The organism is Massilia jejuensis, from assembly GCF_042656795.1.
Classification (GTDB): domain Bacteria; phylum Pseudomonadota; class Gammaproteobacteria; order Burkholderiales; family Burkholderiaceae_D; genus Telluria; species Telluria jejuensis.
In genome coordinates this window covers 149,683-163,351 of the sequence record NZ_JBHSMS010000013.1, presented here as the reverse complement: position 1 = coordinate 163,351, position 13,669 = coordinate 149,683, and the positions used below count along the sequence as shown (strand labels likewise).

Genomic DNA, 13,669 nt, shown 5'->3' with positions numbered 1-13,669 from the left:
CGCTTCTCCATCATTCGTAACGCAGCGCCTGCGCCGGTTTCACGCGCGCGGCCGCCCAGCTCGGGTAGAGCGTCGACAGGAAGGCCAGCACGACGGCCAGGGCGCCGATGCTGGCCACGTCCGGCCAGCGCAGCTCGGACGGGATCTCGCTGATCAGATAGATCTCCTTCGACAGGAACTGCACGCCCAGCACGCGCTCGATGGCGGGCACGATGACGTCGACATTGAGCGCCACCGTCACGCCCAGCAGTACGCCCAACGCGCTGCCCAGCAGGCCGACCAGGGTGCCCTGCACGATGAAGATCTTCATGATCGAGCGCGGCGACGCGCCCAGGGTGCGCAGGATGGCGATGTCGGACTGCTTGTCCTTGACCGTCATGACCAGGGTCGAGACCAGGTTGAACGCGGCCACCGCGATGATCATCGCCAGGATGATGAACATCATGCGCTTTTGCGACTGCACCGCGGCGAACCAGATCGCATTGACCTGCGACCAGTCGCGCATCACCACGTCGCCCGACAAGGCCGCGCGCAGCTCGGCCGCCACCTGCGGCGCCGCGTGCATGTCACGCAGGCGCAGGCGCACCCCGGCCGGGCCGTCGGCGCGCGCGGCGGCCACGGCGTCGTCGAGGTTGGCGAACGCCAGCGTCGAATCGAATTCGTAATGGCCGGCCTCGAACAGGCCGACCACCGTGAAGGTCTGGGTACGCGGCCCGGCCCCGGACCCACCGGCGCCGGCGCCGCCGCCGACCGAACCGAGCAGCATAGTCACGCGCTCGCCCACGCCCACGTCGAGCGACTTGGCCAGCGCGCTGCCGAGCACGATGTGCATCGAGCCGGGCGTGAGCTGGTCCAGCCGGCCCCGGCGCATCTGCCGCGCCACTTCCGACACCCCGGCTTCCTGCGCCGGCAAGATGCCGCGCAGCAGCACCGGCTTCATGACGCCGTCGCGCAGCAGCATGCCCTGGACATCGGCGAACGGCGCCGCCGCCACCACTGCCCGGTTGCGCGCGGCGTCGCGCTCGACCGCGCGCCAGTCGGGCATGGCGCCGCGCACGTCGTAGATCTCGATATGGGCCAGCACCGACAGCATGCGGTCGGTGACCTCTTTCTGGAAGCCGTTCATCACCGACAGCACGACGATCAGCGCGGCCGCGCCGAGCGCGATGCCGGCCACGGAGATCATCGAAATGAAGGAGATGAAGCGGTTGCGGCCGCTGCGCTTGCCGGCGCGCGTATAGCGCAGCCCGACCAGCCATTCGTACGGCAGCTTGTAGATGATGCTCATGACTTTAAGTGTTTGACAACCAAGCCCGCAGTGTGCCACACAAAGCTCATCCGTGACAGCACGCCATGCGGCCGCACGGCGTGCCCGATGGCTGCCGAACTTCGTCCGGCTGGCGCCGGTCGAACCGATTTGGCCTACAATCACGCCATGTCCCAGATCACGCTCGTCCTTCCGTTCGCCCTGCCCTTTCCCGAATTCGCACCCGACCTGGTGCGCGCCCTCGAAGCGCCGGCGCTGGCCGCGCTGCTGACGCGCACCAGCAGCCATGCGCGCGTGCCGGCCGATGACGCGGTGCGCGCGCTGCCGCACGAGCAGTGGCTGGCGCGGGCGCTTGGCTTGCAGCAGGCCGGGCGCCCCGCCTTCGCCGCGGCCGCGATGCGCGCGCGCGGCATGCAGCAGGAGGCCGGCACCTGGTTCATCGTCAACCCGGTCCATATCGAGATCGCACGCACCCACCTGATGATGGGCGACCCGGCCCGGGTGCGCCTGGACGAACGCGAGAGCCGCGCCCTGTTCGACACGGCCTTGCCCTTTTTCGAGGAAGCCGGCCATGCGCTGCGCTACGGCGACGCCGCAACCTGGTTCATGCGCGCCGACGACTGGGCCGAGCTCGACACGGCCACGCCCGACGCCGCCCTCGGCATGGACCTGACCGACTGGATGCCGCTCGGCGCCGCGGCGGCGGCCTTCCGGCGCCTGCAGAACGAAGTGCAGATCGTGTGGCACGCGCATCCGGTCAATGCGGCGCGCGAGGAACGGCGCCTGCCGCCGGTGAACGCGTTCTGGGCCTGGGGCGCGGCCGACGCGCAGCGCCAGGGCGCCGCGGGCGCGCCGGCACTGGTCGCACTGGAGGCGGGCAGCACGGTGGGGGCCCTGGCCGGCTCCCATGCGGCCGTGTTGCCCGACTTCGGCGCGCCATTCGATGCCGACGCCATCGTGTACTGCGGCGGCCCCGCGCCGCACGCTGTGGGCGCCGACTGGGGTGGCTGGATCGGCCAGCTGCAGCAGCTTGAAGCCGGGCTGTTCGCCCCCATCCTTGCAGCATTGATGAAGGGCCGCGTGCGCAAGGTCTCGCTGGTGCTGAGCCACCGCGACGCGCATGCCGAATTCACCACCACCGCCCTGGCGCAACGCAGTTTCTGGCGCCGCCCTACCCTGGACCGACTGCTTTGATTACCCGTATTTCCACCCGCCCCTGCCCGTTCCGCCAGTCCGAAATGCTGCGCCAGGGCGGCGTGCACCCCGTGCTCGCCCGCATCTACGCCGCCCGCGGCCTGTTCGACGTGCGCGAACTGTCCTGCGAACTGGCGGCGCTGGTGCCGCCCGGCGGCCTGAAACACATCGACGCCGCCGCCGTGTTCCTGGCCGACGCGATCGCCGCCGGCAAGAAGATGACCATCGTCGCCGACTACGACTGCGACGGCGCCACCGCCTGCGCCACCGCCCTGCGCGGCCTGCGCGCGATGGGGGCCGCTGTCGACTACATCGTGCCCGACCGCGTGGTGCACGGCTATGGCCTGACGCCCGAGATCGTCGAACTGACCGCGCGCGAAAAGTCGCCCGACATCATCGTCACCGTCGACAACGGCATCGCCAGCGTCGACGGCGTGATCGAGGCCAACCGGCGCGGCATCGAAGTCGTCGTCACCGACCACCACCTGCCGGGCGACTGCCTGCCGCCGGCGCGCGTGATCGTCAATCCGAACCAGCCCGAATGCGGCTTCCCGAGCAAGCACCTGGCCGGCGTCGGCGTGGTGTTTTACGTGCTGCTGGCCCTGCGCGCGGAACTGCGCCGGCGCGGCGTGTTCGATGCCCGGACCCAGCCCAAGCTCGACAACCTGCTCGACCTGGTGGCGCTGGGCACCGTGGCCGACGTCGTCAGGCTCGACGCCAACAACCGCATCCTGGTCGCGCAAGGCATCAAGCGCATGCGCGCCGGACGCATGCATGCGGGCGTGGCGGCGCTGTTCCGGGTCGCGGGGCGCGAAGCGCGCTGCGCCTCGCCCTTCGACCTCGGTTTCGCCCTCGGTCCGCGCCTGAACGCGGCCGGCCGCCTGCAGGACATGGCGCTCGGGATCGAGTGCCTGACGACCGACGACGAAGGACGCGCCTGGGCGATCGCCCAGCAGCTCAACGAAATCAACCTCAAGCGGCGTGAGATCGAGGCCGACATGCAGGACGCGGCGCTGCTGCACCTGGACGACTTCCAGCCGAGCGACAGCAGCACGATCACCGTCTTCGACGACGGCTGGCACCAGGGCGTGATCGGCATCGTCGCCTCGCGCCTGAAGGAGAAATTTTTCCGCCCGACGATCACCTTCGCGCCGGGCGGACCCGGGCTGATCAAGGGTTCGGGCCGGTCGATTCCCGGCTTTCACATGCGCGACGCGCTCGACCTGGTCTCGAAACGGGTGCCCGGCCTGATCGACAAGTTCGGCGGACATGCGATGGCGGCGGGCCTGACGATGAAACAGGAATCCTTCGCGGCCTTCCAGCAAGCCTTCGAGGCGGTCGGGCGCGCCTGGCTGACGCAGGCGCAGCTCGAACGCGTGGTCGAGACCGACGGGCCGCTCGAGGACGAGTACTATTCGACCGCCTTCATCGCGCTGATGGATGAGCAAGTGTGGGGCCAGGGCTTCGCGCCGCCGGTGTTCTGCGACGAATTCCGGGTGCTGAGCCAGCGCATTCTGAAGGAGAAGCACCTGAAGCTGCTACTCGAGCGCAACGGGCGGCGCTATGACGCGATCTGGTTCGGGCGCACGGACGGCCTCGGCGAGCGGGCGCGGGTCGCGTTCAGGCTCGATGCGAACGAGTACAACGGCGTGACCAAGGTGCAGTTGCTGGTGGAGCACGCCGAACCGGTGTAGTCCTTCGGCGCAGCGTGCCGCCGTGCGCCCGACTGCGCCGCCGCGGCCGGGCCAGGCGCTCATCCGGCACCCGAGGCATGCTAGTATCTCGGCATTCCGGACCATCGAGTCCAGCAGCCCCAGGAAAGGCACGGATGAGCGAACCCCAGGAAGTCACTCTTGTCACCGGCGGCAGTTCCGGCATCGGCCGGGCCATTTGCGAAGCCTTGCTGGCGCAGGGCCGCGCCGTCGTCAATCTCGACTGCAAGGCCCCCGACTGGCGCCACGACAGGCTGGTCTCGCTCCAGGCCGACCTGACCCGCCAGGACCAACTCGAAGCCAGCGCCCGCCACATCGCCGCCACCTGGGCCGTCACCGCCCTGGTCAACAATGCCGGCGCCACCCGCCCCGGCAGCATCGACACGGCCACCATGGCCGACCTGGACGACGTCGTCGGCCTGCACCTGAAAGCGGCCATCGTCCTGACCCAGGCCGCGCTGCCCGCGCTGCGCGCGTCGGGCCGCGGCCGCATCGTCAACATCGCCTCGCGCGCGGCGCTGGGCAAGCCCGAGCGCGTCGTCTACGCCGCCACCAAGGCCGGCCTGATCGGCCTGACGCGCACGCTGGCCATGGAACTGGGCGCCGACGGCATCACGGTCAACGCCGTGGCGCCCGGCCCGATCGCGACCGAGCTTTTCCGCACCAGCAATCCCGAAGGCGCGCCGCAGACCAGGCGCATCCTCGATAGCATCGTCGTCAAGCGCCTCGGCACACCCGAAGACGTGGCGCGCGCCGCGCTGTTCTTCCTCGCGCCGGACAACGGCTTCGTCACCGGCCAGGTGCTGTACGTCTGCGGCGGCACCACGCTCGGTGTCGCACCGGTCTAGCCCGACTACCCGAGCGGCAATCCATGCGAATCTCGACAACCGGAACCGGATGCGGTGCAAGGCATCGCCCCGCTCCCGGCGGTCGACCACACATTGCATGCCGGGCGCGTACCCGGCAGCATGCTTTCCCCGTCGTACCACCATAACTATTCAGGAGACCCGTCATGATTCGTTCCCGTATCGCCCCCGTTCCGCAGCGCCGCTCGCTCGCACTGGCCGTCGCGGCCGCGGGCGTGCTCGCGCTGGCGCCTGCCGCCGCCATGGCCCAGGCCGCGTTCCCTACCAAGCCGATCACGATCGTGGTCGGCTTCTCGCCCGGCGGCACGACCGATACCCTGGCGCGCGTCGTCGGGCAGGCCATGAGCCGCGACCTGGGACAGCCGGTCATGATCGACAACCGTCCCGGCGCGGGCGGCAATATCGGCACCCAGATGGTGGCGCGCGCGCCGGCAGACGGCCACACCCTGCTCATGGGCACCGTCGGCACGCATGCGATCAACCAGAGCCTCTACAAGAAGATGGGCTTCGACCCGATCAAGGACTTCCAGCCGATCTCGCGCGTGGCGCTGGTGCCGAACCTGCTCGTGGCCCATCCGTCGCAGCCCTTCAAGAACGTCAAGGAGCTGATCGCGCATGCGAAGGCCAATCCGGGCAAGATCAACTTCGCCTCGTCCGGCAGCGGCACCTCGATCCACCTGTCGGCCGAGATGTTCAACCAGATGACCGGCGTCGACATGCAGCACATCCCGTACAAGGGCAGCGCGCCGGCGCTGACCGACCTGCTGGCCGGGCAGACCGCGATCATGTTCGACAACATGCCATCGGTGATCAGCCATGTGAAAGCGGGCAAGCTGCGCCCGATCGCGGTGACGACGCCGCAGCGCTCGCCGGCCCTGCCGGACGTGCCGACGATCGCCGAGTCGGGTGTGCCGGGCTACAGCGCGACGTCCTGGTTCGGCCTGCTCGCGCCGGCCGGCACGCCGGCGCCGGTGGTGGCGAAGCTGAACGCATCGATCCTGAAAGCCCTGGCGGACCCGGAAGTGAAGAAGAAGATGGCCGAGCAAGGCGCCGAGCCGCATGGCGAGAAGCCCGAGCAGTTCGCGGAATTCATCCGCAGCGAGACGGCGAAGTGGGGACAGACCGTCAAGGCCTCGGGCGCGACGGCCGACTGATGCGCGCCTGAACGCCGGTGGGCGTCGAGCGCGGGCCGGCGCCGGCGCCTGGCACCTGTCCCGGCATCTTGCCGCGGCCAGCGCGGCCGCGGTCGAAGACCACGCGCCAGGCGCCCGGCCCTTCCAGGCGCCACACCGCATCGAAGCGCCCGACTTGCTTGCCGGCGCCGTCGCGCACCGGGCCGCTGCCGAACGCGAGCGAAGGCCGCCGCCCCGACGCAGCCGATCACCGCCGGGAACACCGCCGCCGAGCGCCGCCGCATGGCATAAGCTTTTCATTTCGACAATTCGGTGCCGACTTCCGGCATGGCGCGCACCGCTCGACGACGGTCCGTTGCACCTCCTCCGAAAACGGAGTATAAATACTCCAGAAATGGAGGAACCATGAATCTTGCCCATGCCTATCCGCGCAGCCGCTTCGAGCCGGCGGTCCTGGTGGACCTGCATTCCCGCGCCGAGCGCGAGCGCCTGTCGAAGTCGGCCCTGAAGGGCTTCTTCAAGCTTGCCGCGGCCTGGCGGCTGCGCGACGAGGATGCCCGCGAATTGCTCGGCGGCCTGTCGCCCTCCTCGTTCTACGACTGGAAGAAGAACCCGGACCGGGTGCTCGAAGTCGACCGCATCACGCGCATCTCCTACCTGCTGGGCGTCTACAAGGCGCTGCATATCCTGTACGGGGACAAGCTGGCCGACGAATGGATCCATCTGCCCAACACCAACCTGATCTTCGGCGGACGCACGCCGCTGGCACTGATGCTGGGCGGTGGCCTGCTGGCCATGCAAACGGTGCGCCAGTTGCTGGACGCGCGCCGCGGAGGTCTCTGATCTTGCCGGCCCTGCCGCCACTGACCGGCCTGCGCCAGTTCGACACCTGGCGCCTGCTTCCCTCGCGTTTCGCCGACCTCGACGATTCGGTGCTGGCGCCGCTATCGGACAACGACGATACGCTGCGCGACCTGTTCGATCTCGACAACGCGACCAATGCGCGCCTGCGCGGCGAAGCCGGCCTGCTGCCGGGCATCGGCATGGACGAACTGGTATTCGGCGTGGCCAACTTCCGCATCGTCAACGCGGCCTATACCTATGCGCGCCCGGAAGGCAGCCGCTTCAACGACGGCGCGCGCGGCGCCTGGTACTGCGCCTTCGACGCGCAGACGGCCCTGGCCGAAGTAAGCTTCCACAAGACGGTGGAATACGGGGAGATCGGGCGTTTCGACGACAGCGTGACCTACCAGGCGATGCTGGCCGATTTCAACGCCAGCTTCCACGATATCCGCGCCGCGCGCGCGTTTCGGAAATGCCTCGATCCGCGCAGCTACGTGGCCTCGCAGGAACTGGCCAATACCCTGCTCGAACTCGGTTCGATGGGCATCGTCTACCCGAGCGTGCGGGCGCCGCAGGGCACCAACCTCGCCTGCTTTCGCCCTGCGCTGGTCGGCAATGTCCGCAAGGGCGCAGCGTATCGGTTAACATGGGCCGGTTCGCCGACGCCTTCCGTCGAGATTATCTGAATTGAAGAAGCAAGGCATGAAAACCAATCCCAGCAACGACACCGAACTGCACGACAAGATCAACCGCGAGACCGGACGCATCGAATGGAGCGAGCTCGAACGCCATTTCGCCCAGGGCAATGTGATCTATGTCAGCGAAGAACTCGACCTGATCGACGTCGCGATGCGCGTCTCGCACGACGACAAGGACAATATCGCCCGCTGGATGGCCGACGGCAAGGTTGCGAAAGTATCGGACCTGCAAGCCCAAACCTGGAGCGCGGGCGGCATCGCGCTGTGGGCGGCGGTCGTGCATCCTTTTATCCTGGTGCAGCCCGAAAAAAAGCAGCTTCACTGAGCGCATGCTGGAGCGCCTGTCCACCGGCCTTGCGGTCGATACCCCGAAGGCGCAGGCGGACCTGCTTTTCCGCTTCGATGATCGCCGATAGCGCCGCGCCGGTCACGACGATCGATACGCCAACCCGGCAAGGAACGGGGACGCTAGCGAGAACCGCCTGCAAAGGCGGCGGGTAGGTCGCTATCCCCGACAGGCGAAACCGGCAGCCGCCGAGGCCGAACGGCGGACCCTGAATTGACGAAATAGAAAAAGTTTCCTTTTTAAACTTTTCTAAACGCTAATTTTATTTGCGGTTTTTACCGTTCTTGTGCCAAATTTTCGGGACAAACCCGGAACATGCGGCAAATTTCATCAAATCGGCTATACTCCCATAAACAGCGGGAATATTGATGAACAGCAACTTAATGGAAGAGGACGCCATCCTCACCACCAGCGCCGCCGCGCGCATGCTCGGTGTGGCGACCAGTACCGTCCAGCTCTGGATGGAAAGCGGTGCGATCGAGTCGTGGAAAACCCCGGGCGGCCACCGCCGCACGCGCGAAAGCCACATCCGTGCCCTGATGACCAAGGTGTCCGGCCAGGCCGCGCCGCTCGAGCGGCGCGCGCCGCCGACGCCGACCGACCCGGAATTCCTGCCCCATCCCGATCCGGGCTATCCGGTGCCTGAGGACGAAGCGCTGCGCCTGGCCGCGCTGGCCGCGACGCGGCTGGTCGACAGCGCGCCGGAAGAACGATTCGACCGCATCGCGCGCCTCGCCTCGAAAGTGACCGGGTCGCCGATCGCCCTGATCTGCATGCTGACCGCGCGCCGCCAGTGGTTCAAGGCGCGCGTCGGCATGCCGGCCCAGCAGACGCCGCGCGAATGGGCCTTCTGCACGCATGCGATCCTGCAGGAGGGGCCGTTCATCGTGGAGGACGCGTTGAGCGACGCGCGCTTTTCCGGCAACCCGCTGGTACTGGCCGAGCCGCACATGCGTTTCTACGCGGGCGTGCCGCTGCGCGACCGTTCCGGCCTGGCGATGGGCACCCTGTGCGTGATCGACCGCGAACCGCGCAAGCTGCGCGCATCGGAATTGCAGGCGCTGATGGATCTCGCCGCGATCGCGGCAAGCGAGATCGAGGGGTCGGCCGAGGGCTGACACCCGGCCATCGCTATGCACCGCAGGCTCGGCACCCGTGCCGGCGGTGACACCTGCGCCCTGTCGGCGGCTCGACGATCACGGCCTGCGCATGCCGCAACCCTTTGCTCACCATCGGCGAGAGCGCCTTTGCGGCGACGGCGTCGCCGCCGCGCCCATCGCTCAACGCCGCGGGTGGTGCTGCAAGGCGTGTGCCGCCTGCCGCATCAGCAGCTCGGCCTGGCGCGGGTCGGGTTCGCGCAGGGCCAGTTCCTGCAAGGCCGCCGGATAACCCAGCGCCGCGGCCGCTTCCAGCCACCTGCGCGCACCGGCCGGGTCCGGCGCGACACCCTCCCCCGCCGCCAGCATGTTCGACAGCAGGAACATCGCCTCCGGCACCTGGCCGCGCGCCGCGACCGCCATCCACTTGGCCGCCAGCGCGGGATCGGCCGCCACGCCCGCGCCATGCCGATACATCAAGCCGCGCTGGTACGCGGCCGCCACGTCGCCGGCATGCGCGCCCCCGCACAGCAGCGCCAGCAGCAGCGCCAGCTTCCTCATTGCGCCAGGTCCAGCGCATACAGCGCCAAGCCCTTGCCCAGGCCGTCGTCGGCGCGCAGCAGCGTCACGTTCTCCAGCCCCGCTTCGTGCGCCAGTGCCAGCACGCCCGGCGCCGAACGAAACACCACCGGCCCGGCCGTCTGCACGGGCGCGAAGCGCCAGCTGCGCGGCGCGCCGTGGACCGCGCGCGTCAGCTTCTTGACCTCGCGCAGGTAGGCGATCAGGACGTCGCGGCTGGCGTCGGGCGAAGCCAGCACCGTGCTGCTGCCGTCCAGGCCGGGGAAATTACCGCCGCCGCTGGCGCGGTAGTTGTTGGTGGCGACGATGAATTCCTGGCCCGGCGCGACCGGCACGCCGCGCAGCGCCAGCTTGCGGATGCGCGCGCCGGGCGGCCGGGTGAGGTCGATCTCGTAGCTGAGCTCGGCGGAAGTGGGCATATCGAAGTTGTAGCCCGGGACGGTCGCGTCGACCAGCTCCTGCGGCTCGCGCCGGGACGGATCGATCGTGTTGAAACGGCGCGCCGAGGTTTCCAGCCAGGCTTTCAGGCCGGCGCCGTCGACCTTCACCGCATACAGCGCATTCGGGTACAAATACAAGTCGGCCGCGTTGTTGAGCGCCAGGTTCCCGGCCGGGACATCGGTGAAGTCGAAGGCGCCGGCCGAGCCGCTCTTGAACGGCGCCGACATCGACAGCACCGGCAGCGCCGCATACTGGGGCAGGTTCGCCGCCACATACTTCTTCACATACGCGGTCTGCGCCAGGTTGACCACGGCGATCGCCGAAGGATCGCCGACATCGGCGAAATAGGTCGTCATCCGAAAATCGGTGCTGCCGACCGGCGTCCTGACATAGCCGATCGCCGCTTCGTGTTCCGTGCGGATCAGGTTCATGACGGCCGGGTCGGCGGCGACGAAACGCCGCTCGGCGTCCTGCGCGCTGCGCGTCTCGACGACCGTCTTGTCCTTCTCGACCCGCCAGCGCTTGCCGTCGGCGCGCAGCCGCAACGCGATCACGCCCAGGTGCTTGCCCCACAGGCTGGCCATCACGGTCGGCACCCCGTGCACCAGCCCCTTCGCCTTGTCGACGCCCGGCAGACTGAACTGCGGCGCCTTGCTGGCCGCGTTCGGGAACAGCTGGTGCGCGTGGCCGAGCAGCAGCGCGTCCACGCCCGGCACCCGCGCCAGGTACCAGCCGGCGTTTTCCATCCGCGGCGTGTAGGGACTGGCGTCCAGGCCGCCGTGCGAGAGGGCGACGACGATATCGGCGCCCTTCCTGCGCATCTCGGGGATGTACTTCAGCGCCGCCTCGCGCACGCCGGTCGTGTAGACCTTGCCCTCGAGCCAGCGCTTGTCCCAGGCCATGATGGCCGGCGGCGTGAAGCCGATAATGCCGACCCGGACCGTCGCCCTGATGGCGCGGCCGTCGGCGCCGGTCGCCCTCACCCGTTTCGCGATGATGCGGTAGGGTTCGAACAGGGGCTTGCCGGTCCTGACGCTGTAGACGTTCGCCAGTACTTGCGGGAACGCCGGCCCGGCGCAGCGCTTCGGCTGGTTCACGCCCGCCACCTGAAAGCGGCTGCCCGTCACCTGGCTGAGGAAGCCCAGGCCATAGTTGAATTCGTGGTTCCCGATCGCGGCGCCATCGTACTTGAGTGCATTCATCACCTTGTAGATGGCCAGCGTTTCGCCGCAGCCCAGCGGTTTGACGAGCGCCTGGTAGTCGGCCAGCGCATTGCCCTGGATGGTGTCGCCATTGTCGAGCAGGAGCGTATTCGGGAACTGCGCGCGCGCCTGCGCGATCAGGCGCGCCGTGCGGTCCAGGCCGATCGAGGGCTCGGCGGCGAGCTTGAAATAATCGTAGCCGACGACGTTCGAATGCAGGTCGGTGGTCTCGAGCACGGCCAGGGTCGCGCTGGCGCCTCTCGGCGCCGCGGCTGCCGCGACGGCCGGGGTGGCGAGGACGGCGGACAGGAGGGCGATGCCGGTTTGACAAGGAAACAGGTGGCGCATGGGCATTCTTCGATGGGGAAACGGCGCGATGATACGGCAGCGGCGGGAACGGCCGCAAGCCGGCGCCGGGGCGTCGCGCCGGCGCCACCGGCGCTTGGGGCGAGTGGGGTATAATCGAAGGTTCGATTCAATCATTTTAGACGCCACGACCATGGAAGCTGAACGCATCAACGCCATCTCCGCCCTGCTGAACGACCTGACCGGTCGCGAGGCCGAACTTCGGAGGTATCTTTGACTTCGATCGGAAGTCGGAGAAACTAGAGCAGGTCAACGAAGAACTCGAGGACCCGACCGTCTGGAACGACCAGAAACGGGCGCTCGACCTCGGTAAAGAGAAAAAAGCGCTGGAAGGCGTCGTGCTCACGCTCGAGAAGGCGAAAGCCGATCTCGCGGACGCGGCCGACCTGTTCGAGATGGCGCGCGAGGAAGGCGACGACGACACCATCGAAGCCGTCAGCGCCGATGTCGAGGGCATCCGCGCCGTGATCGAGGGGATGGAGTTCCGCCGCATGTTCGGCAACCCCATGGACCACGCCAACTGCTTCATCGACATCCAGGCCGGCGCCGGCGGCACCGAAGCCCAGGACTGGGCCTCGATGCTGCTGCGCCAGTACCTGCGCTATTGCGAGCGCAAGGGCTTCAAGGCCGAGATCCTGGAGCAGTCCGACGGCGAGGTTGCCGGCATCAAGACCGCGACCATCAAGGTCGAGGGCGAGTACGCCTATGGCCACCTGCGCACCGAAACGGGCGTGCACCGCCTGGTGCGCAAGTCGCCCTTCGACTCGGCCAACGGCCGCCATACCTCGTTCACCTCGCTGTTCGTGTACCCGGAAGTCGATGATTCGATCGAGATCGAGATCAACCCGGCCGACGTGCGCATCGATACCTACCGCGCCTCCGGCGCCGGCGGCCAGCACATCAACAAGACCGATTCCGCGGTGCGCCTGACGCACGGCCCGTCGGGCATCGTCGTGCAGTGCCAGAACGACCGTTCGCAGCACCGCAACAAGGCCGAGGCGTTCGACATGCTGCGCGCCAAGCTGTTCGAACTCGAAATGCGCAACCGCATGAGCGAGCAGCAGAAGCTGGAAGACTCGAAGACCGACGTCGGCTGGGGCCACCAGATCCGTTCCTACGTGCTCGACCAGTCGCGCATCAAGGATTTGCGTACCGGTTACGAGACCGGCAACACCAAGAACGTGCTCGACGGCGACCTCGACGACTTCATCTCCGCCTCGCTCAAGCAAGGCGTGGGCGCATGAGCGCAGCGATGACCCCGGCGAAGCGCGCCTTCATTTTTGACATGGATGGCACCATCGTCGACAACATGGCCTTCCACACGCAGTCGTGGGTGACCTTCTTCAAGCGGCGCGGGCGCGGCATCGATGCGGATGAATTCTTCCGCACGACAGCCGGGCGCCAGGGCAAGGAAATCATCCGTTCGCACATGGGCGAAGACCTCGGCGACGACGAAGTCGCGCTGCTGAACCACGAGAAGGAAGCCGTCTACCGCGAGCTCTACGCGCCGCACCTGAAAGCCGTCGCCGGCTTCGAGGACCTGGTCGCCGAGGCCCGCTCGCGAGGCATCGCGCTGGCGGTCGGCACGGCCGCCCCGCCGGCGAACGTCGCCTTCACGCTCGACGGGCTCGACCTGCGGCGCCATTTCGAGACCGTCGTCGGCGCCACCGACGTCGCGCGCGGCAAGCCGCATCCGGACGTGTTCCTGGAAGCGGCCAGGCGCTGCGGCGCCTCCCCGGGCAACTGCATCGTGTTCGAGGACGCGCCCCTGGGCGTCGAAGCGGCGCGCCGCGCCGGCATGCGCGTGGTGGCGATCACCACCACCCTCCCCGCCGAGGCCTTCGCCGGATTCGACAACGTGATCGCGATCGTGTCCGACTTCTCGGACCTGCCGGTCGACGCACTGTTCGCCTGATCAAACCAAC

General features: G+C 68.2%; 13 protein-coding genes. 10 read left to right on the top strand and 3 right to left on the bottom strand.

Annotated elements, in window-relative coordinates:
- Nucleotides 1–10: 10 nt before the first annotated feature.
- Complete coding sequence (locus ACFPOU_RS03900; RefSeq protein ID WP_379717403.1) at nt 11–1,288, bottom strand: lipoprotein-releasing ABC transporter permease subunit; 1,278 nt, start codon at nt 1,286–1,288, stop codon at nt 11–13.
- 147 nt (nt 1,289–1,435) lie between these two features.
- Here ACFPOU_RS03900 and ACFPOU_RS03895 point away from each other — a divergent pair, with 147 nt between their 5' ends.
- The 8 genes from ACFPOU_RS03895 (at nt 1,436) to ACFPOU_RS03860 (ending at nt 9,177) form a co-directional block, all read left to right on the top strand.
- Nucleotides 1,436–2,461 carry a hypothetical protein gene (locus tag ACFPOU_RS03895; protein ID WP_379717401.1) on the top strand — a complete coding sequence of 342 codons (1,026 nt, stop codon included), beginning with the start codon at nt 1,436–1,438 and terminating at the stop codon, nt 2,459–2,461.
- Nucleotides 2,461–4,155 carry a single-stranded-DNA-specific exonuclease RecJ gene (gene recJ, locus ACFPOU_RS03890; protein ID WP_379717557.1) on the top strand — a complete coding sequence of 565 codons (1,695 nt, stop codon included), beginning with the start codon at nt 2,461–2,463 and terminating at the stop codon, nt 4,153–4,155. The genes ACFPOU_RS03895 and recJ overlap by 1 nt, the downstream gene beginning before the upstream one ends.
- A gap of 134 nt (nt 4,156–4,289) precedes the next feature.
- Nucleotides 4,290–5,021 carry an SDR family NAD(P)-dependent oxidoreductase gene (locus ACFPOU_RS03885; RefSeq protein ID WP_379717399.1) on the top strand — a complete coding sequence of 244 codons (732 nt, stop codon included), beginning with the start codon at nt 4,290–4,292 and terminating at the stop codon, nt 5,019–5,021.
- Between the two features lie 164 nt (nt 5,022–5,185).
- Nucleotides 5,186–6,193 (top strand): Bug family tripartite tricarboxylate transporter substrate binding protein, encoded by a 1,008-nt coding sequence (locus ACFPOU_RS03880; RefSeq protein ID WP_379717397.1) that lies wholly within the window; start codon nt 5,186–5,188, stop codon nt 6,191–6,193.
- A gap of 384 nt (nt 6,194–6,577) precedes the next feature.
- Nucleotides 6,578–7,015: an antitoxin Xre/MbcA/ParS toxin-binding domain-containing protein gene (locus tag ACFPOU_RS03875; protein ID WP_379717395.1), complete on the top strand. Its 438-nt coding sequence runs from the start codon at nt 6,578–6,580 to the stop codon at nt 7,013–7,015.
- 2 nt (nt 7,016–7,017) lie between these two features.
- Nucleotides 7,018–7,701 carry an RES family NAD+ phosphorylase gene (locus ACFPOU_RS03870; RefSeq protein WP_379717393.1) on the top strand — a complete coding sequence of 228 codons (684 nt, stop codon included), beginning with the start codon at nt 7,018–7,020 and terminating at the stop codon, nt 7,699–7,701.
- Between the two features lie 16 nt (nt 7,702–7,717).
- Nucleotides 7,718–8,038, top strand: a complete 321-nt coding sequence (locus ACFPOU_RS03865) for a DUF2288 domain-containing protein (RefSeq protein WP_379717391.1) — start codon at nt 7,718–7,720, stop codon at nt 8,036–8,038.
- A 389-nt stretch (nt 8,039–8,427) separates the two neighbouring features.
- Nucleotides 8,428–9,177 carry a GAF domain-containing protein gene (locus ACFPOU_RS03860; RefSeq protein ID WP_379717389.1) on the top strand — a complete coding sequence of 250 codons (750 nt, stop codon included), beginning with the start codon at nt 8,428–8,430 and terminating at the stop codon, nt 9,175–9,177.
- 162 nt (nt 9,178–9,339) lie between these two features.
- On the opposite strand, the gene ACFPOU_RS03855 is transcribed toward ACFPOU_RS03860, so the two are convergent.
- Complete coding sequence (locus ACFPOU_RS03855; protein WP_379717387.1) at nt 9,340–9,717, bottom strand: tetratricopeptide repeat protein; 378 nt, start codon at nt 9,715–9,717, stop codon at nt 9,340–9,342.
- The gene (locus ACFPOU_RS03850; protein ID WP_379717385.1) at nt 9,714–11,726 is read right to left on the bottom strand and encodes a bifunctional 2',3'-cyclic-nucleotide 2'-phosphodiesterase/3'-nucleotidase; all 2,013 of its coding nucleotides are present in this window, start codon (nt 11,724–11,726) and stop codon (nt 9,714–9,716) included. The genes ACFPOU_RS03855 and ACFPOU_RS03850 overlap by 4 nt, the downstream gene beginning before the upstream one ends.
- 151 nt (nt 11,727–11,877) lie before the next feature.
- Between ACFPOU_RS03850 and prfB the strand changes: the two genes are divergently transcribed.
- Nucleotides 11,878–12,988 (top strand): peptide chain release factor 2 gene (gene prfB, locus ACFPOU_RS03845; protein ID WP_379717383.1). Its coding sequence is split into 2 segments (ribosomal slippage): nt 11,878–11,958 and nt 11,960–12,988, totalling 1,110 coding nucleotides; the frame shifts between segments, so codons are not numbered across the junction.
- Between the two features lie 8 nt (nt 12,989–12,996).
- Nucleotides 12,997–13,659 (top strand): HAD family hydrolase, encoded by a 663-nt coding sequence (locus ACFPOU_RS03840; RefSeq protein WP_379717555.1) that lies wholly within the window; start codon nt 12,997–12,999, stop codon nt 13,657–13,659.
- Nucleotides 13,660–13,669: the final 10 nt, after the last annotated feature.